Raw genomic sequence first — 23,486 nt, forward strand, 5'->3', positions numbered from 1 at the left:
TGAATCGCCCCGGGTTTCGTAGACACCTCTTTGCCTTAAACTGAGGCCAATTAGGAGGTGCCATGAGCAACCCGCGTTACCCCGAAGAATTCAAAATCCAAGCAGTCAATCAAGTGACCGAAAAGAAGCTGGCTGTCGCTGAGGTAGCGGCCCGTCTTGGTGTGTCGACGCATAGCCTCTATGCCTGGATAAAGCGCTACAGCAAACCTCAAGAAGAACGGCAGCAGGATGATGATCAGCACGCTGAACTGCGTCGTCTGCGAGCGGAACTCAAGCGCGTCACTGAAGAGCGAGACATATTAAAAAAGGCCGCCGCGTACTTTGCCAAGGAGTGCGGCTGAAGTACGCCTTTATCAAGCAGCGCGCTGGCGACTATTCGATTCGACGGCTTTGCCTGACGCTGAAAGTCCATCCCAGCGGTTATTACGCCTGGCTGTCTGAGCCGCAATCTGCACGCGCCAAAGACGACCAGAGACTGTTAGGTTTGATCAAGCACTCCTGGCTGGAGAGCGGCGGCGTTTATGGCTATCGCAAAATCCATGACGATCTGCGCGAGGTCGGTGAAGATTGTGGTCGACATCGTGTGGCGAGGCTGATGCGTCTTGAAGGTCTGCGTTCTCAGACAGGTTATAGACGCCGCCCTGGAAAGTACGGCGGTAAGCCAGCTGTCGCCTCACCCAATTTGCTGAAGCGCCAGTTCGATGTCGTGGAGCCCAACAAGGTTTGGGTTACCGACATCACCTACATTCGTACGTATGAAGGCTGGTTGTACTTGGCTGTGGTGCTAGATCTGTTTTCTCGCCAGGTTGTAGGCTGGTCAATGAAGTCGCAGATGACCAGCGATTTAGCCATTGATGCTTTATTGATGGCGGTTTGGAGGCGTAAACCGAAACAAGAGGTAATGATTCATAGCGACCAAGGCAGCCAGTACAGCAGCTCCGATTGGCGTAGCTTTTTGAAGGCAAACAATTTGGTTGCCAGCATGAGTCGCCGAGGCAACTGTCATGACAACGCTGTGGCCGAGAGCTTTTTCCAGCTTCTGAAACGGGAACGAATCAAGCGAAAAATCTACACCTCGCGGGAAGATGCTCGTAGTGACGTGTTCGATTACATCGAGATGTTCTACAACGTAAAACGCCGCCATGGTTTCAACAATCAGCTGTCACCGGTAGAGTTTGAAAAGCGTTACGCAATGAGCTTGCAAGGTGTCTAGAGAATCCGGGGCGATTCAAGATCACTCGAGCAACGAGCTATAGTTCGGTCAACTTTGCTCCATCAGCACTGCCAGGGTCGGCTTGATGAATTCCTCGTTCTCGTCGATGGTGTTTAGAGCGCCGCGTACGTTATCAGCCACATCAGCGGAGCCGCGCTGCTCAACCCAGTTCGATAGCTCCACGATGGAAGCCTCGAGGGCCAGTTGGTTTTCGTAGAGCTTTGAAAGGAGGGAAGGGAGTAGATCTGAGTTGGGCATCGGCATTCCTCTGATGGAGTGAACAGCGTAGCAGTTGGCGTTTGGGAATGGCGCTCTGAAGTAAGTTGTGACGTTGACAGCTACGTCTGCAAAAAATGCCTGCCAGATTAAAGCCCTAAACTCGATATTTTCAACCAGCTGGCTCTAAAGAAAAGCTAATGATTTAACAGCGGTATTCTCACCACGAACTCGCTTCCCTTCCCTTCCCCCGCACTCGTGGCGGCCACTGTTCCGCCATGGGCTTCAACCAACTCGCGTACCACAGTCAGACCAATGCCTAAGCCTGCGCCGTTGAAACCAACTGCGTGAACATCCTGGACAAACGGCTCAAAGATGAAGGGCAGTGCTTTGGAAGTGATACCAATGCCGGAATCCCAGATGCAAATTTCCAGCAGATTGGCTTCAACGGAAACTGCAAGTTTGACCGTTCCGCCCTTCGGTGTGTACTTGGCCGAGTTACCCAGCAGGTTACCGAGAATTTGCATCAGTCGTACAGGATCGCCGTTAACCGCTAAACGAGATTGCGAGAGTTCTGAGCTGAAATTTAAGCCGTGAGCGAGCATGACCGGCGTACAAATTTCTATTGCCTCGTTAATGATGTCAGCCATATTGATAACTTGGCAGTTGAGGCGAAATTTACCGGTGTTAGCGCGGGAAATGTCGAGTAAATCTTCCACCAATCGTGACATCTGCTGCACTTGGCCTTCAATCAATAGCTGCATTCGTGGCAACTCTTCGCGAGGAACCCTTACCAGACGGCCAGCAATCATGCTTATGGGCGTCAGAGGATTTCGCAGCTCGTGGGCCACTATAGAGAGGACGTTGCGCTGCTGCTCCAGCGCCTTTTCAGCTGCAACCTGTAAGTCTTGGGCGCTAAGCGCTGCTATCACCAGTTGCTCGTTGGCCTCACGCATCTCCAAGTACAGATGCTGCTCCGCCTGAGCGTTTTTCTGATCTTCAACACTCGACTGCGCCGATAAAATTGCCAGCACCAACTGTTGATTGGCCTCAATGAGTTGCTCGACTTGCAAGCTATCAACGAGCTGGCTGTTAGCGTCGCTGAGTTCTTTATGCAACGCCGCGAGTACCGCACGAGCCGCGACCGTTTTTCGACCCAGCAGGAACAGTTCGCGTGCAGCAGTGGCTATAGCCTGCTCATTCTTGCCGTTGGCCTCACTCATTATTTTTCGCTCATCCATCGACCTTGCTCAAACGCTGCCTTGTCGGTCGACCACCGAGCAAACCTTCTTGCTCCGGTAGCATGTCGCCGATGTGCAGGCCGTTATCGTCTATAACGTACTGACGTAATTCGTCAGAGTGCGCACTGGCTCGGACCTTGACCACGGCCATGATCCGCAGCAACCGGCTCTCTACTTCAATATAGCGCTGGACGATGATCGCATCGGTCAGAAAAGCCGTGCCATAAGGGCTGAAACGCAGATCGGTGTAGCGATCTTCCAGTTCCGATGTCATCAACACACTGACCCCTGAATTGGTCAAGGCTGTGACCATACGCGACAGCGACTCACGGAAGTCCTCGCGGAAGGTCGGCGCCACCGCCAGTTCGAAGCCCGACAGCGAATCAATAACCACACGGGTGGCTTTCAGGCGGGTAATCTCGCCAAGCAGCATTTGGACAATCTCGTCAATCGACAGATCGGGAGCGCGACTGTCGACCAAGCCGACCTTACCACTGCGAATCAAATCCGACAGGGTGGCATTCTGTGAGTGATTGGGTCGTTGCTCGAACACTGCGATCACGCCGGTTTCGCCATTACGCGCCCCTTCGGCGAGGAACGTCGCGGCCAAAATGCTTTTGCCGGAACCCGACGGCCCGGCCACCAGCAACGAATACCCCCGAGGCAGGCCGCCGCCGAGCATTTCGTCAAGCTGCGCTACCCCCATCTTCAGGCGATTGATCGGCAACGTCTGCGGTAATCCCGCTGGGCTGAGTACTACGGGTGCAAACACCTTGATCCCGGACGTTGCGATGCGGAAGGTGTGCAGGCCCGGCAGCGTCGGTTGACCGCGCATCTTCATGATTTCCAGTTTGCGCACCATCGAGTTGCGTTGAACGCTCTGACGCAGCCAGATCAGGCCATCGGCCACTGTGAAAATTGGGTTGGTATCAGTTTCCGTGAAGTACTCGCCGATTAGGAAGGTCGTCGCCTGCCAGGTTGTCATCAACATCCCCAACTGCTGAACGAACTGCGGCAGGTTGTTGTTGGGGTTGTCCTGGGTCTGGCTGGCCAGCACCACGGAGCGGAACGAATCTACAAACACCAGCGCCGGCGAGTGCGTTTCGACCTCGCTGACGATGCGCCGCAAAACCTCATCCAGATCCCCGGCCAGGGTGTCGTCGGCCAGGTTGATATAGCGGATGGACTGGTTGATCGCCTCGCTGTCGAAGAAGTCGAATTGCTGCTGATAGCGCAGCATCTTCAGTGGCGGTTCACCGAGCACGGTAAAGAACAGCGCCGGGCGTTCGGGCGTCGCCAGGTTGAACATTATCTGATGTGCCAGTGTGGTCTTGCCGCAACCCGGCGGGCCGGCGATCAGATTGAACGAAAATTCCGGCAATCCTCCGCCTAGCACCTCGTCCAGTCCTGGCACGCCGGTGGCCAGGCGGTTGATAGTCACTTTGGTGCTCATGGCGAATTTTCCTGCGAGGGGGTGTCGCTCAAAGAAGGTTCCCACACGCCACTCAGCAAACGTGCGGTGAGCGAGGGCCCGATCAATGTGGTCAGAAGCTCGTAAAGGGTGGTCAGCAACACTCCACCCAAAAACAGCGCATCGATGTCTGTCTGCTCGACGAGTACGGATTTGAGGGCAATCAGGTCCATCGCGGCCGGCAGACTTTCATAGGTGCCGGCGAGGCACGGATGGGCAGAGGCGCACAAATGCAAACTGCGCCGGTATAGTGCGATAAACCCATGCTGGCCAATAATCGGCGTTAGGGCTGCATCCATAGCCTGCAATATCGCAGCAATCGCTTCGGCGATGCTTGCAGTGTCAGAATGGGGACCAACACGGTGCGCCAGAGAAGCTACGATCCGGCGGCTCTCTTCGCTAAGTGTGGACATGGCTGGCTGATTCTGATGAGCTTAGTCTGATGGTACACCCTATGGCGAGCTATCTAGGCATCATCTGGCGCAGCATTATCATTTCGGTCATTTGAGTAGCGGAATTGGCCTGTTGCAGAACAATCTGATTGGTTGCTTTGGGTCGAAAGCGATCATGGTGCGCGTCATAAATCTTTGGCTTTTTGGTGGTTTGTGTTCATTCGGCAGGACGCCGGGTCGGACCTCTTCTACGCTTTGTGATAGGAGGCTGACATCTGGGCAGCCTAGTAGAAGTGGATTGAGGTTACCCATGTCCTTCGTAATGGCGTTCGTGGTCCTAGCATTAGGTGCGGCTATTTACCTGGGCCGAGATAGTCCACCTTCCAGACGCTGGTGGGAGGGGCTCGTCAGACCCTGGGTTCCACAATCATGGCAAAAGTGGTTCAAGGGGCTGCTTGGTCTTGGATTCCTGGCTATGGGAACTTTGATCATCATTGTTGAGGTGATTAGGCATCTGGGGGGGAGTGCGTAGGACGCCATTAATTTGGTCGGCAGGACGCCGGGGAGGGTAGTTGCGGTGCAAGGTCTAAAATTGCGGAGCAGAAACAATAAAGGCCTGCATGAGATAAATCATGCAAGCCCTTGATATGTATGGTGCCCGAAGCCGGAATCGAACCGGCACGCCCTTACGAGCGGGGGATTTTAAGTCCCATGCGTCTACCAGTTTCGCCATTCGGGCGGTAGCGCGTTGTAGCAGGGTTGGGAATATATAGACCCGGACGCTTCGACGCAAGGTCGTAAGCCGCCTTTCTTGCACAAAATATTGACTGAAAAAGCCCGACAGATCAGTGATCTACAGACGATTCTTGGCTTGACGCAGAGGATTTAGGCGGCGCGGTATTCGGTTTTGTTCTCGCGCCGGTACACGTTACCCTGTGACGCCAAAAATCATAAAAAAGGAATGAAATGATGAGCGTCGAAAACCTGCCGCTGGAAGGCAGTTGCCGCTGTAACCGGGTGCGTTTCAGCATCAGCGTGCCGCCGGTGATCACCATGGCGTGCCACTGCAGCGGCTGCCAGAAAATGACATCCAGCGCGTTCTCCCTCAGTGCCCTGATTCCCGCGAGTGCTTTCACCGTGACCCAGGGCTGTCCGGTCATAGGCGGATTGCACGGTGTAGACCGCCATTATTGCTGCCCCCACTGCATGAGCTGGCTGTTTACGCGTCCTCACGGCATCGACGAGTTCGTCAATGTGCGCGCGACGTTGCTGGATAATGCCCGCGACTACGTGCCATTCATGGAAACCTGGACCAGTGAAAAACTGCCCTGGGCATCTACCCCGGCCGTCGAAAGCTTTGCACAACTGCCCCAGCCGCAGGATTTCCCGCGCTTGATGCAGGCCTATGCCGAGTTCAGTGCCCGCTGATTTCAGTCAATCAACGCCAGCAGGTCTGTATCGCCTACATCCACTCCCGCCTGGGTCAGCAGGGTCGTTACCTGGCCTCGGTGGTGGGTTTGGTGATTGAAAAAATGCACCAGCAGGCTGAAGAACGGCTTGTCGGCCGCAATGCCGCGCATGTTGTGGTAGTGCAGACGATGGTCCAGGTCAGTCTCGCGCAGGCTGTGGGCCCAATCGATGATCAGTTGATCCAGCCAGGTGCGGCGGGTCGAGAGTTCGCGCAGATTGGCGAAGGCTAGCTGCTTGAGATTCGAGGGCAGGGCGATAGCGCTCAACGCTTCCAGTGCCGGAAACTCGGCGGGGTGCTGAGCAAAACGCTTGAGCCAGACGGTGTCGCCCAGCGTCAGGTGATTCAGCGTGCCGAAGATCGATCCGAAAAACGCGTGCCGATCTGCCGTCAACTCCGCGTCCGTCAGTTTGCCGGCGGCGTCATAGACCTTGCGGTTCATCCATTGGTTGTAGTTGGCCATCAACGCGATGTGCTCGATGTGGTTCACCTGCTTTCTCCCTAAACGGTGTGATGGCATCATCATAAAGCGCGCCCGCCCGGCGGTCATGGTGTTCCGATGGGGGCGGGCTATGGTTGTTGAACGCTAATACTGTGCCCTGGGAGGGTGACTTCATGAATACCGGCGATTTACTGGAACAGCTACTGCGCAGTGCGGGGCAGCAACAAGGCGGCACTTCTTCAAGCGGCGGCCTGGGAGGCCTGCTCGGCGGTTTGTTGAACAGCGCCAGCCCCGGCAATGCTTCGACCGGTGGCGGTTTGGGCGGATTATTGGGTGGACTCGGCGGTTTGTTGGGCGGGGCACCCACCGGCGGTACCACGCAGGCGCGTTCTGGTGGCATGAACTACGCCGCGTTGGCGTCGCTGGGGATGGCAGCATTCCAGGCGTATCAAACCTGGCAACGCCAGCAACCCACTGCGCCGCAGCAAGCCATCCAGACGGCAGACCAGCTCGAAGGCCCGGAAGCTGAAGCCCACAGCCATGCGGTGCTGCGTGCTTTGATCGCGGCAGCCAAGGCCGATGGCAAGATTGATGAGCAAGAGCAGCAGATGATTTCTGCCGAGATTGGACGCCATACCGATGACCCCCAGTTGCAACAGTGGCTCGACGCTGAAGTCGCCAAGCCTCTGAATGCTGCGGACTTTGCCGAGTATGCCAATGACCCGGCGCTGGCCGCGGAGATCTACCTAGCCAGCGTGATGCTGGTTAATGATCAGCAGGAAGCAGAACGCACCTACCTCGATGAATTGGCGGGGCAACTGCGCATTGATCCGCAGTTGCAGCTGCACCTGGAGCAACAGGCCAAACCCTAGAAGCGCAAGGTGGCGCCGGTGGTAAACCACTGGTTGCGGTCACCGGTCAGGCTTTGCCCGACCACCAGGTCCACGTCGACAAATTTACCGATATGGAATCGCGGCCCGGCCTGCCAGGCCTGGTCGCCACCTTCCTGGCCGTAGCGCTCACCGATCAACGTCAGCAGGTCTGCAACCTGATATTCGAAGCCGGTACCCCACGTCAGACGGTGGCTTTGCTCACCGCCGTTATAGGCATGTGTCCAGCCCCCATTCAGGTTCAGGCGCAGCGCTTCCACGGGCTGCCATGTCAATGGAACATTGAAATCCGCGCCATCGAATGCATGCTGGCGGTCCAACGCAAAATGGCTGGTCGCCGAAACAGCCATCTGGAGCCCCAAGTCGTCCCATGACACTATCTGCGCCTTCACTTGTGGGCTGACCTGCGTCTCGGCATCGCCTGCGTTGCTGGCGCGGGAAAGTGCCGCGCTCCACTGCACGGAAGGCAGTGCGCTGAAGGTGCAGGCGGGGTTCAGGGTTTCGTTATGAATGTTGCCGTTGTGCCGATTGGCGGTGTACCAGGCGTCGACATTGCATTCGCCCGGGGCGTTGACCGCACCGTCGTCGACCACATAAGAACCGCCGGCGGCATAGGCTTTTGAAAATAAGGCGACGAGCACAATAAAGCCAAGGGTCGTGCCGATAAAGATCAGGTTACGCCGCAACGCTCGCCGTTTGGCGGGCGGTAGCAGCAACAGGGTATTGCGAGCGCCGCGATAGTGACGTGCGCGGTATTTGGCAAACCCGTCCGGTGTGTTTTTTTTGTGCATGATGCACCTCGCTTGAATTCAGCTTTCTACGGTCAGCACCGAAATGCCGCTGGCTTTGGCCTGGCAGACCAGCTCCGATGTGTCGTCACCACCCGGCAGGGCGATGATCACGTCGGGATGGCTGTCGGTCAGCATGAAATGGTTGCGCTGGCGTTCCGCCTGCTTGCCGTGGCGTTGCCAGTTGGGCGGGTAGCGCACCACGTCGATGCCGATTTCCCGTGCCCACTCCTCGATGTCACTGCCGAGGAACTGGTTGCCGCCGTGGATCAATACCTGCACTGGGCGCAGGCGGTGGTAAGCGTCCAGCACTTGGCGGGACTTTTTGGTGTCGGCGTAATGACGACCTGCACAGATCAAGACGCGCATATTCGAAATCCTTGTGTTGCACGGTGACGGCCGGGCGACCGCCACCGTTTAAACGGCGGGAGTAATCAGTACCACTGCTTGAAGCGGCGGATGTAGATCGTCTTCATCAGTTGGGCTACGCAGCAGTAAGCGAGCAGGGTGCCGACCAGCCATGGGAAGTACGCCAATGGCAGCGGCTCCAGGCCTACCAGGGTGCCCAGCGGCGAGAACGGTACATAGATCCCCAGCGCGATCACCACCGCAGTCATCATCAACACCGGCCAGGCGGCCGTGCTCTGGAAGAATGGGATCTTGCGGGTGCGCAACATGTGCACCACCAGGGTTTGCGAGAGCAGCCCCTCGATAAACCAGCCGGACTGGAACAGGGTCTGCATTTCCACACTGTTGGCGGAGAACACGTACCACATCAGCGCAAAGGTGGTGATGTCGAAGATCGACGAGGTCGGCCCGATCCAGATCATGAAGCGGCCGATGTTTTTCGCATCCCACTTGCGTGGTTTGGCCAGGTATTCCTTGTCCATCTTGTCCCATGGCAAGGCCAGCTGGGAGATGTCGTACATCAGGTTTTGCAGCAGCAAGTGGATAGCCAGCATCGGCATGAAAGGGATAAACGCACTGGCCACCAGCACCGAGAACACGTTGCCGAAGTTGGAGCTGGCGGTCATGTTCAGGTACTTCATGATATTGCCGAAGGTTTCGCGGCCTTTGAGCACGCCTTCTTCCAGCACCATCAAGCTCTTTTCCAAGAGGATGATGTCGGCCGACTCCTTGGCGATGTCCGTCCCGCTGTCCACCGAAATACCCACGTCGGCGTCGCGCAGTGCAGGCGCATCGTTGATGCCGTCGCCGAGGAAACCGACGGTGTGGCCGTTGGCTTGCAGAGCTTTAAGTACGCGGGATTTTTGCAGCGGCGTCAGCTTGGCAAACACCGTGCGCTCTTCCACACGGCGCAGCAGGGTGGCGTCGTCCATCGCTTCGATTTCCACGCCCAACAGCGGCTGGCCTGGATCGAGGCCGACCTGGCGGCAGATTTTGCTGGTGACCACGGCGTTGTCGCCGGTCAGCACCTTCACCGCTACGCCGATTTCCTGCAGCGCAGCAATCGCCGGGCCTGCGGTTTCCTTCGGCGGATCAAGGAAGGTCAGGAAGCCCTGGATCACCAGGTTGCGCTCATCCGTGGTGGTGTACTGCTGGCGTGCCAGCGATTTAGGGATGTTGCGGGTTGCCACCACCAGCACGCGGAAACCATCCTCGTTGTAGTCGTTGGCCAGCGCCAGCAACTCTTCACGACGGCGATCATCCAAAGGCAAGGCTTCGCCAGCCTCCATGACGTGAGTGGAAATGTTCAGCATCTCTTCCACGGCGCCCTTGCACACCAGCAGTTGGTCGCCGGCAGCGTCCTTGACCACGATCGACAGGCGACGGCGTACGAAGTCGAACGGTAGTTCATCGACTTTGCTGTAGGCAAACGGCACCTGGAACTTAGGGTTCTGCTCCGAGAACTGCACCACGGCCTGGTCCATCAGGTTCTTCATGCCGCTCTGGTGAAAGCTGTTGAGCCAAGCCAGGGACAGCACCGAATCATCACGTTGGCCGAAGGCGTTGACGTGGTGTTCGAGGATGATCTTGTCCTGGGTCAGGGTGCCGGTCTTGTCGGTGCACAGCACGTCCATTGAACCGAAGTTCTGGATCGCGTTGAGGCGTTTGACCACCACTTTGCGCTTGGCCATGGCAGTAGCGCCCTTGGCCAGGTTAGCGCTGACGATCATCGGCAGCATTTCCGGGGTCAGGCCGACGGCAACTGCCAGGGCAAACAGGAAGGCATCGCCCCAGTCGCCTTTGGAGAAGCCATTGAGCAGGAACACGATCGGCACCATCACCAGCATGAAGCGGATCAGCAGCCAGCTGACACTGTTCACCCCACGGTCAAAGGCGGTCTGTACTCGTGAACCGACAATCGCCTTGGCCAGCGAGCCAAAGTAAGTGCGAGGCCCGGTGGCGACCACCACGGCTTTCGCCCGGCCGCTGACCACGTTGGTGCCCATGAAGCAGATATTGGGCAGGTCCAGCAGGTTGCCCTGGTCCGCCGCCAAGGAGGACGCGGATTTTTGTGTGACATCACCGAGGGTGTCGTATTTCTCTACCGGCAAGGCTTCGCCGGTCAACACTGCCTGGCTGATAAACAGGTCGCGGGATTCGATCAGGCGGATGTCCGCCGGGATCATGTCACCCGCCGACAGCTGCACGATGTCACCGGACACCAGGTCACGCATCGGCACTTCGCGCAAGGTCGGCTGGGCGCCCACTTGTTCGCGGCGCAGCACGGTGGCGGTGGTACGCACCATGGCCTTGAGGGCTTCGGCGGATTTGGCCGAGCGGTGTTCCTGCCAGAAGCGCAGCAAGCTGCTGAGCAGGACCATGGTCATGATGATGATGACTTTGGTCAGGTCGACTTCTTCACCGGCTTGCAACGGCAACCAATAGTCGGTGACAAAGCTGATGCCGGCCAGGGTCAGCAACACGTAGATGAAGGGGTTGTTCAGTGCTTGCAGGAACTGGACGATGGCGTGAGGTGGCTTGTCGTGGGCCACTTCGTTGTAGCCTTCGCGTTGCAGACGCGCGGCGGCGTCCAGTTCGGTCAAACCATCCTGGGTGGCTCGCACATTGGCAAGGGTGGCGGACAAGCCGTTCTGGGCTTCGCGGGCGGCACGCATCGACAGTTTGGTGTCGGCGTCGGTGCCATTTTTCTTGTGCAGTGGCGTGTTTTTTACGGCGCTCATTGTCTGTACTCCTGTCGCCAATTCTCGACAAAACATACCCGGTACTTACCTGAATACAGGCGAGCGAAAGCATGCCGAGCCGCGGACTTCGCGATCGGTTTAAATAAGGTGTTCACATAACTTCTACAGCGCCCGCTGCAAGCGCTTTAATTAACTAGCGCGCAGCGGGCTACTACTGGACTTGTTCATAAAGAACTCCAGAATATTAATCAGGAAGTTGCTGTTTCCAGCGGGTTTAAGCTGCGCGAGCGCTCATGTACAGATCGAGCATCAGGCTAGCTTGAGCCAGCATGGAAACCTGTCGTCTCTGCGGGTCTTGAGGGTCGGCGTGATCCCAGTGCTGCAGCAATTGGCCGCTGGCTGGGCAGATACGCCAGTGCGCCAGCGGAGGAGCCGGACGTACTTGGGGGGAGGGTGCAGCAAAGGTCGAGCGGGCAGGCGAAAAACCTACAGGCTCGCGGCACAGCTTGGCGCGCAGGGCTGCGGCAAGCGTACGGATGTCAGGCAAAACAATCAGTTGAAAGGTCATAACACACCTCGGGACCGGACGGGCGACCGGTGAGGCAGTTACGGTGGAGCATCAAGCTCTAGCGCAGCTTACCGGACCTGGAAGGCGAGTCCTGTCATATTCTGGGTTTGGCGCCCGATGCCCGCTGATGCGGTGCTCGGACAGCGACTAGATACTGTGTCCATTGGCTTCTTTTGTGAGGTTTAAAAAAGGCCCCAGTTGCGGGCAGGGGCAATCTACTCAGCCAGTTACAAAATGTCAACGCCTGATTAATTAAATCACCCTGTGTTCAGAGTTTATTCAGATAAGAGGCATTCATAAGTTGCCGGGTATATAACGTTAAATACCTAACGCGGCTAGAACAGCCAGATACAGTAATACCAAACCGCACGCGCCATAACTGATCCGTTGCCACGTAGGCGATGCGTTGTTACGCAACAGGTTGACCAGCGCGGCGATCAGGAAACATGACAGAACCGACGCGAACATGAACCCGGCGAAAAACATCAGCGTCTGGCCGTGAGTGGGGGTAGTGCCGACGATGCCGGACAAGGCACTGCCCAACGCGCCCCAATAAACAATGTTTTTCGGGTTGGCCAGGGAGATGGCGGCGCCTACCGCCAGCGCATTCTGCCCGGAACTGGCAGGTGTGCTGCACACTTGAGGTAAATGCCAGGCGTCGATCAGGCTGCGAACACCCAGCCACGCCAGGTACAGCGCGCAGATCACCGTCAGCGGCACGCGCACTGCGTCATGCTGGATCAATAAGGCGATGCCGGTCAGGCCGATCACCGCCCACACGGCGTCGCCCACCAGCGAGCCTACCTGTACCAGCAAGGCCGGGGTAAAGCCGTGGAGCAAACCACGGCGCAACGTCTCCGCCAACACCGCGCCGGGAGAGAGGCAAAACACAAAGCCGAATACCAGCGCGTAAAAAAAGATCGTCAACATGCCCGCGTTCCTTCAAGAGATGGCGGGCAGTGTGGCGGCGGCGGGTGCAGTCGTCTTGAACCAGATTGCGCTGTTCAGCGTTTCAACACGTTTTGATAGTGGACTGGGGTGATGCCGTAGGCGGCGCGGAAATGCCGGTTGAGGTGGCTCTGGTCGGCAAAGCCCAAGTCATGGGCGACTTCACTGGCTGCCGCGCCGTTGCGTAACAGGCCCTTGGCACGCCGGGTGCGCAGTTGCATGGCCCATTGCCTGGGGCTCAGCCCGGTTTCTTTCTGGAAGGCACGCAACAGATGGAACTTAGACAGCCCCAGTTCATCGCCGAGATGGTCCAGCGGTAGCGACTGATGCAGTTGTGAGGCGAGCAGTTCCTGAATACGGCCGATCATGCTTTTGCCCGTTGCAGTGCTGCCGGGCAGGCGCACACCGCTGACACTGACCACTTCACCCAGTAGTAATACCAAGGCTTCTTCATTCAGATCGCGGACCCATGCGTCGCTACTCGGTGCACCCTTCACCGCAGCCGCCAAGCGTTGCGCCAGCTCAGGTTGAAAGCACAGCGAGCGATCAAATTCCAAATGCACCAGCCCCAGGTCCGCCGCCAACTGATCCGCGGTGGCGTACAGGCTGACAAACTGCCAAGGCGCGCCCTGCGCAGCGCCGCCGCCCTGAATCTGCCCAGGGTTGTACAACGTGATGGTCCCGGGCCCTGCCTCGAACTCCCGGCGGTCCAGCCACACCTTTTCCTCGCCGACCAGATTGACGCCAATCACACATTCATCATGGCTGTGGCGGGCGAAGGTCAGGCCGGTACAGGTCGTGCTGCTGACTTCGTAGTTGCCCAGCCAGGCGTGTTGCATGGCGCTCATTCGGGTCGGCTCGCGGCAGGAGGAAAGCGCCGAGCATAACTAAATACTCAGGCGCAAGGCGAGGGCGGCGAGGGTGATCAACAGCACCGGCAGGGTCAGCACAATCCCGACTTTGAAATAGTAGCCCCAGGTAATGTTGATGCCCTTGCGCGCCAGGATATGCAGCCATAACAACGTGGCCAGGCTGCCGATGGGGGTGATCTTCGGGCCCAGGTCGCTGCCAATGACATTGGCGTAGATCATCGCGTCCTTGACCAGGCCCACGGCATGGCTGGACTCGATGGACAGTGCGCCAATCAACACGGTGGGCAGGTTATTCATGGCCGAAGACAGCAACGCCGTCAGTACGCCGGTGCCGAGCGCTGCCCCCCACACGCCATACCCGGCGAAGGTGTCGAGCCACGTCGCCAAATAGGTGGTCAGCCCGGCGTTGCGCAAGCCGTAGACCACCAGGTACATGCCCAGGGAAAAGATCACGATTTGCCAGGGCGCTTCCTTGAGCACCTTGCGCGTGGAAATCTTGTGGCCCTTGGCGGCGATCACCAGCAACAACACAGCGCACACGGCGGAAATTGCACTGATAGGAATGCCCAAGGGTTCCAGGGCAAAACAGCCAATCAGCAAAATACCCAGCACCCACCAGCCGGCGTGGAAGGTGGCACTGTCGTGGATGGCGCTGGCGGGGTCATCCAGGTCCGCCGGATCGTAGGTGGCGGGTATGTCGCGGCGGAAAAACCACAGCAGTACCGCCAGCGTTGCAGCGACGCTGACGATGTTCACCGGAACCATGACGGCGGCGTATTCGTTGAAGCCGATCTTGAAGTAGTCCGCCGAGACGATGTTGACCAGGTTCGAGACCACCAGCGGCAGGCTCGCTGTGTCAGCGATAAACCCCGCGCCCATCACAAACGCCAATGTTGCCGTCGGGGAAAAACGCAGGGCCAGCAGCATCGACATCACGATGGGCGTGAGGATCAACGCCGCACCATCGTTGGCAAACAGCGCCGAGACCAATGCGCCCAGCAACACCATATAAGCAAACAATCGCCGGCCACGCCCACGTCCCCAGCGCGCCACATGCAGCGCGGTCCAGGCAAAAAAACCGGCTTCATCGAGCAACAGGCTGATGATGATCAGCGCGACAAAGGTGCCTGTGGCGTTCCAGATGATCTGCCACACCACTGGGATGTCGGCCAGGCTGATCACGCCGCAGGCCAGGGCCAGGATTGCACCCAAGGTCGCACTCCACCCGACGCCCAACCCTTTGGGTTGCCAGATAACCAATATGATCGTGACTAGAAAGATGCCAATGGCAACGAGCATTGATGCCCCCAGAAAAGGAAAAACAACGTAAGGATTGACCTGCGACAACGCTTATTGATTCAGCGATAAGTGGCTGAAATTAAAATGAAACAATAGTGTCCTAAAGTGCCCGACCATTGGTGATAAAGGAAGTAACCGCGTGACCCGTGCCACTCGCAACCTGCGCAAGATCCTCGATTCCGTCGCGGAAAACAACGAAACCGCGGCGTTTGATTTGATGCGCGCCGTCGAAAAACTCGGCGATGAAGTGCTGCGCCAACGCCTGCTCAATACCATTCATCGACTCAACCAGGACGCCTATGAGCTGCGCGAAGCGCGCGACTCGGTGGAACAGGTGTCGGTCAAGCTCGCCTGAGCAAGATCGTTCAAGACAACCCCCTCATGACGCTGGCATGCTTGTCGACTGCCTGTCGATGAGCCGTCTCCATGCCTACAGCCTTACCCCATTATGCCTTCGCCCGTGGCGCTATCGCCGTTATTCCCTTGTCCCTGGCCTGCGCGCCCTGGGGGCTGCTTGCCGGCTCCATGGCGATTGATGCGCACTTTTCCCCCTTGGAAGCGCAAGGCCTGTCGGCCATTGTGTTTGCCGGTGCCGCACAGTTGGTGGCGATCGGCATGGTCAAAAGTGGCGCCAGCCTGATTTCCATTGTGCTGACCACCTTGCTGCTGACTTCCCAGCACTTGCTTTATGGCATGCACATGCGCCCGACATTGTCGTCACTCAATACCCGGTGGCGCATGAGCCTGGGGTTTCTGCTGACGGATGAATTCTTCGCCCTGGTCAACCACTATGACCGTGAAACCTTCAACCGCTGGTACGCGCTGGGCGTTGGCCTGACGTTTTATATCGCCTGGAACCTGTTTACCCTAGCTGGCATCGTGCTCGGAAAAAGTATTCCCGGCCTTGATCAACTGGGGTTGGAATTTTCCATTGCCGCCACCTTTATTGCCTTGATTACCCCGGTGGTGCGCGATGTGCCCACGGTAGTGTGCGTTGCAGTTTCCCTGTTGTTCTCGGTATGGCTGAGTTTCTTGCACTGGGAATCGGCGGTCGTGGTGTCGGGCATGCTGGGGATGAGCGCAGGCTATGCCTGCAAGCGACTGGGGGTAGGGCAGCAATGATCTACATCATGATTGTGACCATGGGCCTGGCGGTGTTTCTCAACCGTTACCTGTTTATCGAGCCGCGTCTGCCGGTTCGCCTCAATCGCGGCGCACGGGAGTTTCTCGGCTTTGCCGTGCCGGGCATGCTCACGGCGATTTGCGGGCCGATCATTTTTCTCGCTGACCATAAGCTGAACCTGAGCCCGGCCAACCCCTATTTACTGGCCGGTATTTGCGCCGTGGCGTTGATGTTCTGGACGCGCAACGTGTTGATCACCGTGCTGCTGAGCATGGCGTTGTTCTATCTGTTTCGCTGGTGGCTCTGACGCTTAGGCGAAAAAAAGCCCGCGGGAGGGCGGGCAGAAGGGAGACTTCTTAAAAATGAGCCCGGCAACTATAGGTGACACATTGTGCTCTTACAGTGAAACAAAGTTCATGCACGCGTCAGTCAGCCCTGCTGCAATGGTACAGTCGCGTTTTTTCCAAGGAAGCGATGGCATGTACAAGCTGGTAATTGGCGCATTGGTTTTGGCAGCATTGGCCGGTTGCGCAGGGTCGAAGATGAAAGACGCGCGCGCAGGCCAGCCTTACAAGACCCTGGCGTCGGACAAGGCCCCGTTGGTGGTTGCCCAATGCATCCAATTCGGCTGGCAGGACGAAGCGGTATTCGGCGTCGACGCCGGCGGTTTCAAAGAACCGCTTGAAGCAGGCGGCTTTACGGTCTACACCACCGGTGGCGACTATTTTGCAGACGTGCGCAGCGCGGGCGCCGGCGCTACGGTTAAATACTACGCTGCAGAAGACGGTATGCCTGCCAAACGCCGCCAGGCAGCACTTGCTACCTGCCTGTAAGGTTTTGCCTAAGTAATTTTCGGAAATGCCCGGCGGGACAGCCGCCGGACATTCGCTTATCATTCTCAACGCTCGCTCGGCGTATTGGCTCTTTACCAGTACACGGACGTCGAGGCCGAAACGTCGGGCGGGCATCCTTTCCTCCTCATCGCGGCATGTAACCCAAGTGCCAGCGCCGTGGAATCTTCAGTGACACAAGCCCTAGCAGCGCTGCCAACCCCCCGCTGACCAGCAGCGCCTTCAGGCCGAGATGATGCTCGAGCACCGCGCCGATCACCGCCCCCACAAACATCCCGGCCCACGGGATCAGTTGCACCCGCCAACCGTTTCGTCGTTCCCCCAGTAGCCAACGTCCCAGCCCGCGACCAAAACGTGACAGCGCCCCCGTCACATACGTCAGGCCCACCGGCAAACCGTTGACCTCCTCGACCGCGGCGTTGAGCATACCCATGGCAATTATCGCCGCCAGCAGTGCGGGCAAGGTATCGGCCAAAGGCCATAACGCACCGCCGCACAGCAAGGCGGCGATACATAACAGCAAGGGCAGGGCATGCCGTCGGCTAATGCGACTGATCACTGCACCCAAGGCGTTACCTGCGACGAATGTCACGACCAGCAACAGCAAACGCCCAGTCAAGCCAATGTCACCGGCACTGATTGCCACTGCCAGACGCGTGGTATTTCCGCTCATGAACGACACAAAATCCCCACTGGCCATAAAACCAATGGCGTCGGTCATACCTGCGAGCACGGAAAGACTGGCCACCAGCATCAAGCCGACCCGGCCGCGCCAGCGCTGCCGATGGGCGAGTACGGCATTAGCGAAAGGCTTTTGGGACGAAGGCAGCATGCGGCCGGGCTCCTGGGTGAGATTATTCGGCCACTACCGTAGGACGCTTTGATAGCGCGCGCAATGATCTCAGACACACTCAAGTCGCCAGCCTTCACTTTGCCAGGTCAAAAGATGGGTTGGCCTGATCGCTTGCACAAACGCCTCGTCATGGGACACCGCCAGCATCGCGCCGGTAAAACCTTGCAGCGCTTGCTCAAAAGCGATCACTGATTCCAGGTCCAGGTGATTGGTAGGCTCGTCCAGCAATAGCAACTGAGCGGGCGTTTCGCGCCATAGGGCAATCGCCATGGCGGCTTTCAAGCGCTCACCGCCGCTGAGCAGCCCGACCGGTTGTGTGACCCGCAACGCGTCAAGTTGCAGCAATGCCAGTCGGGTACGCAATTCGGCTTCGGCCAGGGGGGTGTCGAGCAGGTTGAGTTGCTCGACGATGGAACGTTGGTCATCCAGCAGTGCCAAGTGTTGATCGATGTAGGCACTGGGTACATGCGCCAAGCATTCGCCGCTGATGGCCTGCCATTGACCGGCGAGCAGCTTGAGCAGTGTTGATTTGCCGCAACCGTTCGGCCCTCGAACGGCTACACGTACCGGGCCCATCAGGTTGATATTGACGTAGGTTGAAGGTCTCAACGGATCGAGCCACGGCAGTTGGGCATTTTTCAGTGTCAGGACTTGCCTGCCGTTGGGCACTACCGAGCCGGGCAGTGCCAGCAAGGTGGGTGTTTCATCCACGACGCATTCGTAAGCTTGGCGTACCTGTGCGTCGAGTTCGTTTTTATGCGCACGATGTGCGCTGCGCACCGTGCTGACGATTTCCGTGGCCGCGCCTTTCCAGGCTGCCTTGGTAAACCGAGCGACGTTGGCGGTTTCTGCATGTTTGCGTGAGCGGGCGGCATTGCGTTGCAGGCTGTCGTGGTCTTTTTGCAGGCGCCGACGCTCGCGGCTGCGCTCCAAGCGCGCGTGCTCGAGTGCGGCAATGGCGGCATGTTGTTCGGTGTCGCGCTGGAACCGGTAAGCATCGTAGTTGCCGCCATACACCCGGGCGCCGAGGGGCGACAGTTCGATGATGCGTTCCAAGGTGTTAAGCAACTGCCGATCATGGCTGACCACCACCAGACCTCCACGCCAATCCCGCAGTACCTGTAGCAGCCAACCGCGTCCCGCGTTGTCGAGGTGGTTGGTGGGCTCATCGAGTATCAGCAGCTGTGGCTTCGCCAGCAGCGCACCGATCACCACGATCCTGGCCAGTTGACCGCCGCTGAGTTGATTGGCCGGTGTGGCAGCACCAAGCGAGTGCAAATCCGCTGTGTCCAGCGCGGTGCGCAAGCGCTCGGCAAGGTCCCAGCGATCGTCGATCAGTTCCAGATCGTTCGCGTGGGCGTGACCCAAAGCCATACGCTCGAGCGCGGCCAACACCTCGGCGGTACCGGTTAAATCAGCTAGGGTCTCTCCCGGTTGTATGGCCAGCGCCTGAGGGACGTATGCCACGCTGGCCAGCCCCTTCAGCGTGCCGGAAGAGGGCGCCAGGCGTCCGGCGAGCAACTTCGCCAGGATACTTTTGCCGCGACCATTACGGCCGACAATCCCGGTGGGCGTGTGATCAATCGACAAAGTGAGGTCTTCCAGCAAGGTTTCACCGTTGGCGAACTGGAAAGACACGTGTTGCAGGGAAACAAGGACGGGCAGCCGGTTGACGTCAGTCATCAGCACCTCCAAAAAATGTCGAATAGGCCAACAAGCGCGCCAGGCGGCTCGTTGCAGATACATTTTGGAAGGCTTAGTTGTTCACGTCGGCGGTCATCCCGTGAGTCAGAAGGGACCCGAAGGCTAACTCACCTTGGCTTTCTTCGGCAAGCCTGGCCGTGTTTGTGGCCTATGCGAGCACGGCCACCGCCTTGATTTGCGCCCAGAGTAATTGGCCGGGGTGCAGTTGCAATTGGTCGCGGGAGAAGCGGGTGATACGTGCCAGCAGCGGTGTGTCGCCCGCGTCCAGGCGTACCAGCACATGGGCGTTGTTATCCGCCGAAATGTCCTGGGTGACCGTCACCGGCAAACGGTTGAGGATGCTGCTGTGTTCTTCTGCCTGCAGGCTGAGGCTTACGTCCCGCGCCTGCACCTTGACCCGCAGCTGTTTACCCAACGCCAGCGGCGCGTGGGCCACGCGTATCTGTAGCGGGCTGTCGGGCAATTGCAGGGTCAGCAGTTGATAGTGTTCGTCATAGGCGCTGACCGTGCCATTGATTACCACACCGGCGTCGTCACCCAAGGCCATGGGCAAATCGAGCCGCGCCAGGGTTTCACCGATGGGGCCACTGGCCAGAGCCTTGCCATCGCTGAGCAAGACGATATGGTCGGCTAGTCGCGCCACTTCGTCCTGAGCATGGCTGACGTACAGCACTGGGATATCCAGCTCGTCGTGCAGGCGTTCGAGGTACGGCAGGATCTCGCTTTTACGCTTGCTGTCTAGGGCCGCCAGCGGTTCATCCATCAACAACAATTTTGGGCTGGTGAGCAAGGCTCGGGCGATGCCAATGCGCTGGCGTTCGCCGCCGGATAAGTGCTGCGGATGGCGCTCGAGCAAGTGGCCAATTCCCAGCAGCTCAGTGGCCTGGGCCATATCCACGCGCCGTTGCTGACGCGGGATGCGCTTGAGGCCGAATTCCAGGTTGGCCCGCACCGACAGGTGAGGAAACAGGCTCGGCTCCTGGAACACATAACCTAACGCGCGCTTATGCGGCGGCACGAATAACCCGTTACGGCTGTCTTGCCAGACCTCATCGTTGATCTGGACAAAACCGTCTTCGGCTTGCTCAAGCCCGGCGATGCAGCGCAGGCAAGTGGTTTTTCCGGAACCGGAATGCCCGTACAGCGCGGTCACGCCACGACCAGGTACATGCAGGTCCACATCCAGTGCAAAGCCGGAATATTTTAGTTGCAGACGTACATCAATCATCGCAATCAGCTCCAGCCCATCTTGGTTTTACGGCTGGAGTAGAGCGCCAGCAATACGAGGAAGGCGAACACCACCATGGACCCGGCCAGCCAGTGGGCCTGGGCATATTCCATGGCTTCGACGTGGTCGTAGATCTGTACCGAGACCACCCGGGTCTTGTTCGGGATATTGCCGCCGATCATCAACACTACGCCAAACTCACCGACGGTGTGGGCGAAGCCGAGAATCGAAGCGGTGATAAACCCCGGGCGTGCAAGGGGCAGGATCACCGTGAAGAATGTGTCCCAGGGATTGGCGCGTAAGGTTGCAGCCACTTCCAATGGGCGAGTGCCGATTGCGGAGAAGGCGTTTTGCAGCGGCTGCACCACGAACGGCATCGAATAGATCACCGAGCCAATCACCAGCCCGGCGAAGCTGAAGGTGAGGGTGCCCAGGCCTAGCCATTGGGTGAACTGGCCGAAATAGCCATTGGGGCCCATGGTCAACAGCAGATAGAAACCGATGACCGTCGGCGGTAACACCAACGGCAACGCGACGACTGCCCCAATGGGGCCGCGCCACCAGGAACGGGTGCGCGACAGCCACAGGGCTATCGGAGTGCCGATGACCAGCAAGATCGCGGTGGTCAGTGACGCCAGCTTGATGGTCAACCAGATAGCGGAAAAATCGGCACTCGACAGCGGCATTTAGAGCTCGTAACCGTAGGATTTGATAACTGCGGCGGCTTTGGGGCCTTTCAGGTACTCAACCAGGGCCTTGGCAGCGGCGCTGTCTTTACCTTTGTTGAGGATCACCGCATCTTGTTTGATCGGGTCGTGCATGGAGGCCGGAACGATCCACGCCGAACCGCTGGTGACTTTGCCGTCTTTATAGATCTGCGACAAGGCGACGAAGCCCAGTTCGGCATTGCCGGTGGACACGAATTGATAAGCCTGCGTGATGTTCTGGCCTTCAACGATCTTGTCCTTGACCTTTTCGGTCAAGCCTTCCCTGGCCAGCACCTGGGTGGCGGCGAGGCCATATGGGGCGGCTTTCGGGTTGGCGATGGACAGGTGCTTGAAGTCATTTTTCTTCAGTACTTCACCCTTGGCATCCACGTAGCCTTCCTTCGCCGACCACAGTGCCAGAGTGCCGACCGCGTAGGTGAAGCGCGAACCTTTAACGGTGTCGCCTTCGGATTCGAGTTTTTGCGGGGTGGTGTTGTCAGCGCTCAGGAACACTTCGAACGGTGCGCCGTTCTTGATCTGTGTATAGAACTGGCCGGTGGCGCCATAGGCGGCTACCAGTTTGTGGCCGGTATCTTTCTCGAAGTCGGCGGCAATCGCCTGGATCGGTGCGGTGAAGTTGGCGGCGACGGCGACCTGCACTTCATCGGCGTGGGCCGAACCGAAGGCAAAGGCGGCAATCAGGGTAGCCAGGGCAGTGGGGGCCAGGCGTGAGGCGCGGATCATCATGAAGCAGCTCCTTTTGGGGTGTGTACGGCTTGTTATAGGTAGAAGGCTTTACCGCTATGTATGGGAATATATAGCGGTTAGCCAGCGCCGGTACAGTGCAAAGTTGCCCCAGGTGTCAGTTTTGCTTGAGCTTGGCCAATGCCTGTTCGGCCAATTGTCGCGTGAGGTCATAAGTGGGTATGTCTTTACCCAGGCGGAGCGCCTGGCCTGACCACAGGTTGCTGAAACCCGCTTCATCCTTGGCCTTGAGTGGCATCAAGGCACCGCCGGATCTGGGGAACGCGGGGGCGGCCGGGTTGATTGCGCCGAGCTCTCGCATGACTCGATTGACGATGCCGCGTGCCGGGCGGCCGGTGAACAGGTTGGTCAGGGCAGTTTCACTGGCTTGGGCATGACGCAGCGCATGGTGATGGGAGGCGCTGATAGTGGCTTCGGGGGTAAACAGGTACGCGGTGCCGATCTGTACCGCTGAAGCGCCCAGGGCGAATGCCGCGACAATGCCTCGCGAATCGCCGATACCGCCAGCGGCAATCACCGGCACGCGGACGGCGTCGACAATTTGGGGCACCAACGCCATCAGGCCGATCTGGCTATTGAGTTCGTCAGTGAGAAACATGCCGCGATGTCCACCAGCTTCAATGCCCATGGCGATGATCGCGTCACAGCCATTTTTTTCCAACCAAATGGCTTCTTCTACGGTAGTGGCCGATGACAGCACTTTGGCACCGGTGGCTTTTACCCGGTCCAGCAGAGATTTTTCCGGCAAGCCGAAATGGAAACTGACCACCTCGGGACGAAACGCTTCAACGATTTGGCAAGCAGCCTCGTTGAACGGTGCACGGTTTGACACCTGAGTGGGTGCATCAAAATCGGCGCCGAGTTCACGGTAGTAGGGTTCCAGCAAATCTTTCCAGCGACGGTCACGCACTTCATCTGCTTCGGGCGGCTGATGGCAGAAGAAGTTCACATTGATAGGGCGTGTGCTGCCCTGGCGAATGGTGATCAACGCCTCGTGCAATTGCTCGATGCTCAGCGCTGCGGCGGGCATTGAGCCCAGGGCGCCCGCTTCGTTGGCGGCGATAACCATGGCGGCAGTCGTAGCTCCGGCCATGGGCGCCTGGATGATGGGCACCTCGATGCCCAGCAAGTCGAGGATTCGGGTGTCTGGCCAGGTGCTCATAGGATGCGTCTCCAGCGTAAGTAAGGCTTTTCGCTGTTTTAGCAGGGCGCTCGACACCCGGCCAGTCCGTTTTATTCACTGGACGACGCTAAAAATTCGTGCAGCGACTATCAGTGAATTGTTAACAGCAGACTGCGGAGCAATTTTTGTCGCCGATTATCGAAGCAGCGGCTAA

The 23,486-nt window shown here is 58.2% G+C and carries 25 protein-coding genes and 1 tRNA gene; 7 read left to right on the plus strand and 19 right to left on the minus strand.

Annotated elements, in window-relative coordinates:
• Positions 1-62 precede the first annotated feature (62 nt).
• Positions 63-1,213, plus strand: a protein-coding gene (locus tag BFL40_RS11415; protein ID WP_139213470.1) for an IS3 family transposase whose coding sequence is annotated in 2 segments (ribosomal slippage) — positions 63-300 and positions 300-1,213 — 1,152 coding nt in all. Because the reading frame shifts where the segments join, the coding sequence is not laid out codon by codon here.
• A 48-nt stretch (positions 1,214-1,261) separates the two neighbouring features.
• Here the strand turns inward: BFL40_RS11415 and BFL40_RS11420 are convergent.
• The 5 genes from BFL40_RS11420 to BFL40_RS11445 form a co-directional block, all read right to left on the minus strand.
• The gene (locus tag BFL40_RS11420) at positions 1,262-1,471 is read right to left on the minus strand and encodes a hypothetical protein (RefSeq protein ID WP_071484086.1); all 210 of its coding nucleotides are present in this window, start codon (positions 1,469-1,471) and stop codon (positions 1,262-1,264) included.
• A 155-nt stretch (positions 1,472-1,626) separates the two neighbouring features.
• On the minus strand, positions 1,627-2,652 hold the full coding sequence (locus BFL40_RS11425; protein ID WP_071484207.1) for a sensor histidine kinase: 1,026 nt from the start codon (positions 2,650-2,652) through the stop codon (positions 1,627-1,629).
• A gap of 10 nt (positions 2,653-2,662) precedes the next feature.
• Positions 2,663-4,123, minus strand: coding sequence for an ATPase domain-containing protein (locus BFL40_RS11430; protein ID WP_071484087.1), 1,461 nt, complete (start codon positions 4,121-4,123; stop codon positions 2,663-2,665).
• Positions 4,120-4,554 carry a hypothetical protein gene (locus BFL40_RS11435; RefSeq protein WP_235864652.1) on the minus strand — a complete coding sequence of 145 codons (435 nt, stop codon included), beginning with the start codon at positions 4,552-4,554 and terminating at the stop codon, positions 4,120-4,122. The genes BFL40_RS11430 and BFL40_RS11435 overlap by 4 nt, the downstream gene beginning before the upstream one ends.
• Positions 4,555-5,185: 631 nt before the next feature.
• A tRNA-Leu gene (locus BFL40_RS11445) sits at positions 5,186-5,272 on the minus strand.
• A gap of 230 nt (positions 5,273-5,502) precedes the next feature.
• On the opposite strand from BFL40_RS11445, the gene BFL40_RS11450 reads away from it, so the two are divergent.
• Positions 5,503-5,961, plus strand: coding sequence for a GFA family protein (locus BFL40_RS11450; RefSeq protein WP_071484090.1), 459 nt, complete (start codon positions 5,503-5,505; stop codon positions 5,959-5,961).
• 2 nt (positions 5,962-5,963) lie between these two features.
• Here BFL40_RS11450 and BFL40_RS11455 read toward each other — a convergent pair whose 3' ends face one another.
• A complete protein-coding gene (locus BFL40_RS11455) occupies positions 5,964-6,491 on the minus strand; it encodes a DinB family protein (protein WP_071484091.1) in 528 nt (175 codons plus the stop codon).
• Between the two features lie 125 nt (positions 6,492-6,616).
• On the opposite strand from BFL40_RS11455, the gene BFL40_RS11460 reads away from it, so the two are divergent.
• Complete coding sequence (locus tag BFL40_RS11460; RefSeq protein WP_071484092.1) at positions 6,617-7,315, plus strand: tellurite resistance TerB family protein; 699 nt, start codon at positions 6,617-6,619, stop codon at positions 7,313-7,315.
• Here the strand turns inward: BFL40_RS11460 and BFL40_RS11465 are convergent.
• The 7 genes from BFL40_RS11465 to BFL40_RS11495 form a co-directional block, all read right to left on the minus strand.
• A complete protein-coding gene (locus BFL40_RS11465; RefSeq protein WP_071484093.1) occupies positions 7,312-8,124 on the minus strand; it encodes a PA4824 family protein in 813 nt (270 codons plus the stop codon). The genes BFL40_RS11460 and BFL40_RS11465 overlap by 4 nt on opposite strands.
• 18 nt (positions 8,125-8,142) lie before the next feature.
• The gene (locus BFL40_RS11470) at positions 8,143-8,490 is read right to left on the minus strand and encodes a DUF2493 domain-containing protein (RefSeq protein ID WP_071484094.1); all 348 of its coding nucleotides are present in this window, start codon (positions 8,488-8,490) and stop codon (positions 8,143-8,145) included.
• A gap of 65 nt (positions 8,491-8,555) precedes the next feature.
• Complete coding sequence (mgtA, locus tag BFL40_RS11475; RefSeq protein ID WP_071484095.1) at positions 8,556-11,270, minus strand: magnesium-translocating P-type ATPase; 2,715 nt, start codon at positions 11,268-11,270, stop codon at positions 8,556-8,558.
• A 235-nt stretch (positions 11,271-11,505) separates the two neighbouring features.
• Positions 11,506-11,799: a hypothetical protein gene (locus BFL40_RS11480; RefSeq protein WP_071484096.1), complete on the minus strand. Its 294-nt coding sequence runs from the start codon at positions 11,797-11,799 to the stop codon at positions 11,506-11,508.
• A 318-nt stretch (positions 11,800-12,117) separates the two neighbouring features.
• A complete protein-coding gene (locus tag BFL40_RS11485) occupies positions 12,118-12,729 on the minus strand; it encodes a LysE family transporter (RefSeq protein WP_071484097.1) in 612 nt (203 codons plus the stop codon).
• Between the two features lie 74 nt (positions 12,730-12,803).
• Positions 12,804-13,595, minus strand: a complete 792-nt coding sequence (locus tag BFL40_RS11490) for an AraC family transcriptional regulator (RefSeq protein ID WP_071484098.1) — start codon at positions 13,593-13,595, stop codon at positions 12,804-12,806.
• A 39-nt stretch (positions 13,596-13,634) separates the two neighbouring features.
• A complete protein-coding gene (locus BFL40_RS11495; RefSeq protein ID WP_071484099.1) occupies positions 13,635-14,918 on the minus strand; it encodes an arsenic transporter in 1,284 nt (427 codons plus the stop codon).
• A 139-nt stretch (positions 14,919-15,057) separates the two neighbouring features.
• Here BFL40_RS11495 and BFL40_RS11500 point away from each other — a divergent pair, with 139 nt between their 5' ends.
• From BFL40_RS11500 to BFL40_RS11515, 4 genes are all read left to right on the plus strand, one after another.
• Positions 15,058-15,273, plus strand: a complete 216-nt coding sequence (locus tag BFL40_RS11500; RefSeq protein WP_071484100.1) for a hypothetical protein — start codon at positions 15,058-15,060, stop codon at positions 15,271-15,273.
• Between the two features lie 71 nt (positions 15,274-15,344).
• Positions 15,345-16,040: an AzlC family ABC transporter permease gene (locus BFL40_RS11505; RefSeq protein WP_071484101.1), complete on the plus strand. Its 696-nt coding sequence runs from the start codon at positions 15,345-15,347 to the stop codon at positions 16,038-16,040.
• Positions 16,037-16,348 (plus strand): AzlD domain-containing protein, encoded by a 312-nt coding sequence (locus BFL40_RS11510; protein WP_071484102.1) that lies wholly within the window; start codon positions 16,037-16,039, stop codon positions 16,346-16,348. Before BFL40_RS11505 ends, BFL40_RS11510 begins: the two co-directional genes overlap by 4 nt.
• Positions 16,349-16,520: 172 nt before the next feature.
• Positions 16,521-16,874 carry a hypothetical protein gene (locus BFL40_RS11515; protein WP_071484103.1) on the plus strand — a complete coding sequence of 118 codons (354 nt, stop codon included), beginning with the start codon at positions 16,521-16,523 and terminating at the stop codon, positions 16,872-16,874.
• Between the two features lie 145 nt (positions 16,875-17,019).
• Here BFL40_RS11515 and BFL40_RS11520 read toward each other — a convergent pair whose 3' ends face one another.
• The 6 genes from BFL40_RS11520 to BFL40_RS11545 form a co-directional block, all read right to left on the minus strand.
• On the minus strand, positions 17,020-17,724 hold the full coding sequence (locus BFL40_RS11520) for a YoaK family protein (RefSeq protein ID WP_071484104.1): 705 nt from the start codon (positions 17,722-17,724) through the stop codon (positions 17,020-17,022).
• A 69-nt stretch (positions 17,725-17,793) separates the two neighbouring features.
• Positions 17,794-19,428 carry an ATP-binding cassette domain-containing protein gene (locus BFL40_RS11525; RefSeq protein WP_071484105.1) on the minus strand — a complete coding sequence of 545 codons (1,635 nt, stop codon included), beginning with the start codon at positions 19,426-19,428 and terminating at the stop codon, positions 17,794-17,796.
• A gap of 169 nt (positions 19,429-19,597) precedes the next feature.
• Positions 19,598-20,677 (minus strand): molybdenum ABC transporter ATP-binding protein, encoded by a 1,080-nt coding sequence (gene modC / locus BFL40_RS11530; protein WP_071484106.1) that lies wholly within the window; start codon positions 20,675-20,677, stop codon positions 19,598-19,600.
• A gap of 5 nt (positions 20,678-20,682) precedes the next feature.
• The gene (modB, locus tag BFL40_RS11535) at positions 20,683-21,363 is read right to left on the minus strand and encodes a molybdate ABC transporter permease subunit (RefSeq protein WP_071484107.1); all 681 of its coding nucleotides are present in this window, start codon (positions 21,361-21,363) and stop codon (positions 20,683-20,685) included.
• Positions 21,364-22,131, minus strand: coding sequence for a molybdate ABC transporter substrate-binding protein (modA, locus tag BFL40_RS11540; RefSeq protein ID WP_071484108.1), 768 nt, complete (start codon positions 22,129-22,131; stop codon positions 21,364-21,366).
• Positions 22,132-22,246: 115 nt separating this feature from the next.
• Positions 22,247-23,311: an NAD(P)H-dependent flavin oxidoreductase gene (locus BFL40_RS11545; protein ID WP_071484109.1), complete on the minus strand. Its 1,065-nt coding sequence runs from the start codon at positions 23,309-23,311 to the stop codon at positions 22,247-22,249.
• Positions 23,312-23,486 lie beyond the last annotated feature (175 nt).

Origin of the sequence: Pseudomonas costantinii (assembly GCF_001870435.1) — a bacterium.
Taxonomy (GTDB): Bacteria; Pseudomonadota; Gammaproteobacteria; order Pseudomonadales; family Pseudomonadaceae; genus Aquipseudomonas; species Aquipseudomonas costantinii.

What these genes read in the sequence shown, in the direction of transcription:
- BFL40_RS11420 (WP_071484086.1), bottom strand. Translation starts at nt 1,471, where the DNA reads ATGCCCAACTCAGATCTACTCCCTTCCCTCCTTTCAAAGCTCTACGAA.
- BFL40_RS11425 (WP_071484207.1), bottom strand. Translation starts at nt 2,652, where the DNA reads ATGAGTGAGGCCAACGGCAAGAATGAGCAGGCTATAGCCACTGCTGCA.
- BFL40_RS11430 (WP_071484087.1), bottom strand. Translation starts at nt 4,123, where the DNA reads ATGAGCACCAAAGTGACTATCAACCGCCTGGCCACCGGCGTGCCAGGA.
- BFL40_RS11435 (WP_235864652.1), bottom strand. Translation starts at nt 4,554, where the DNA reads ATGTCCACACTTAGCGAAGAGAGCCGCCGGATCGTAGCTTCTCTGGCG.
- BFL40_RS11450 (WP_071484090.1), top strand. Translation starts at nt 5,503, where the DNA reads ATGAGCGTCGAAAACCTGCCGCTGGAAGGCAGTTGCCGCTGTAACCGG.
- BFL40_RS11460 (WP_071484092.1), top strand. Translation starts at nt 6,617, where the DNA reads ATGAATACCGGCGATTTACTGGAACAGCTACTGCGCAGTGCGGGGCAG.
- BFL40_RS11465 (WP_071484093.1), bottom strand. Translation starts at nt 8,124, where the DNA reads ATGCACAAAAAAAACACACCGGACGGGTTTGCCAAATACCGCGCACGT.
- BFL40_RS11470 (WP_071484094.1), bottom strand. Translation starts at nt 8,490, where the DNA reads ATGCGCGTCTTGATCTGTGCAGGTCGTCATTACGCCGACACCAAAAAG.
- mgtA (WP_071484095.1), bottom strand. Translation starts at nt 11,270, where the DNA reads ATGAGCGCCGTAAAAAACACGCCACTGCACAAGAAAAATGGCACCGAC.
- BFL40_RS11480 (WP_071484096.1), bottom strand. Translation starts at nt 11,799, where the DNA reads ATGACCTTTCAACTGATTGTTTTGCCTGACATCCGTACGCTTGCCGCA.
- BFL40_RS11485 (WP_071484097.1), bottom strand. Translation starts at nt 12,729, where the DNA reads ATGTTGACGATCTTTTTTTACGCGCTGGTATTCGGCTTTGTGTTTTGC.
- BFL40_RS11490 (WP_071484098.1), bottom strand. Translation starts at nt 13,595, where the DNA reads ATGAGCGCCATGCAACACGCCTGGCTGGGCAACTACGAAGTCAGCAGC.
- BFL40_RS11495 (WP_071484099.1), bottom strand. Translation starts at nt 14,918, where the DNA reads ATGCTCGTTGCCATTGGCATCTTTCTAGTCACGATCATATTGGTTATC.
- BFL40_RS11505 (WP_071484101.1), top strand. Translation starts at nt 15,345, where the DNA reads ATGCCTACAGCCTTACCCCATTATGCCTTCGCCCGTGGCGCTATCGCC.
- BFL40_RS11510 (WP_071484102.1), top strand. Translation starts at nt 16,037, where the DNA reads ATGATCTACATCATGATTGTGACCATGGGCCTGGCGGTGTTTCTCAAC.
- BFL40_RS11515 (WP_071484103.1), top strand. Translation starts at nt 16,521, where the DNA reads ATGTACAAGCTGGTAATTGGCGCATTGGTTTTGGCAGCATTGGCCGGT.
- BFL40_RS11520 (WP_071484104.1), bottom strand. Translation starts at nt 17,724, where the DNA reads ATGCTGCCTTCGTCCCAAAAGCCTTTCGCTAATGCCGTACTCGCCCAT.
- BFL40_RS11525 (WP_071484105.1), bottom strand. Translation starts at nt 19,428, where the DNA reads ATGACTGACGTCAACCGGCTGCCCGTCCTTGTTTCCCTGCAACACGTG.
- modC (WP_071484106.1), bottom strand. Translation starts at nt 20,677, where the DNA reads ATGATTGATGTACGTCTGCAACTAAAATATTCCGGCTTTGCACTGGAT.
- modB (WP_071484107.1), bottom strand. Translation starts at nt 21,363, where the DNA reads ATGCCGCTGTCGAGTGCCGATTTTTCCGCTATCTGGTTGACCATCAAG.
- modA (WP_071484108.1), bottom strand. Translation starts at nt 22,131, where the DNA reads ATGATGATCCGCGCCTCACGCCTGGCCCCCACTGCCCTGGCTACCCTG.
- BFL40_RS11545 (WP_071484109.1), bottom strand. Translation starts at nt 23,311, where the DNA reads ATGAGCACCTGGCCAGACACCCGAATCCTCGACTTGCTGGGCATCGAG.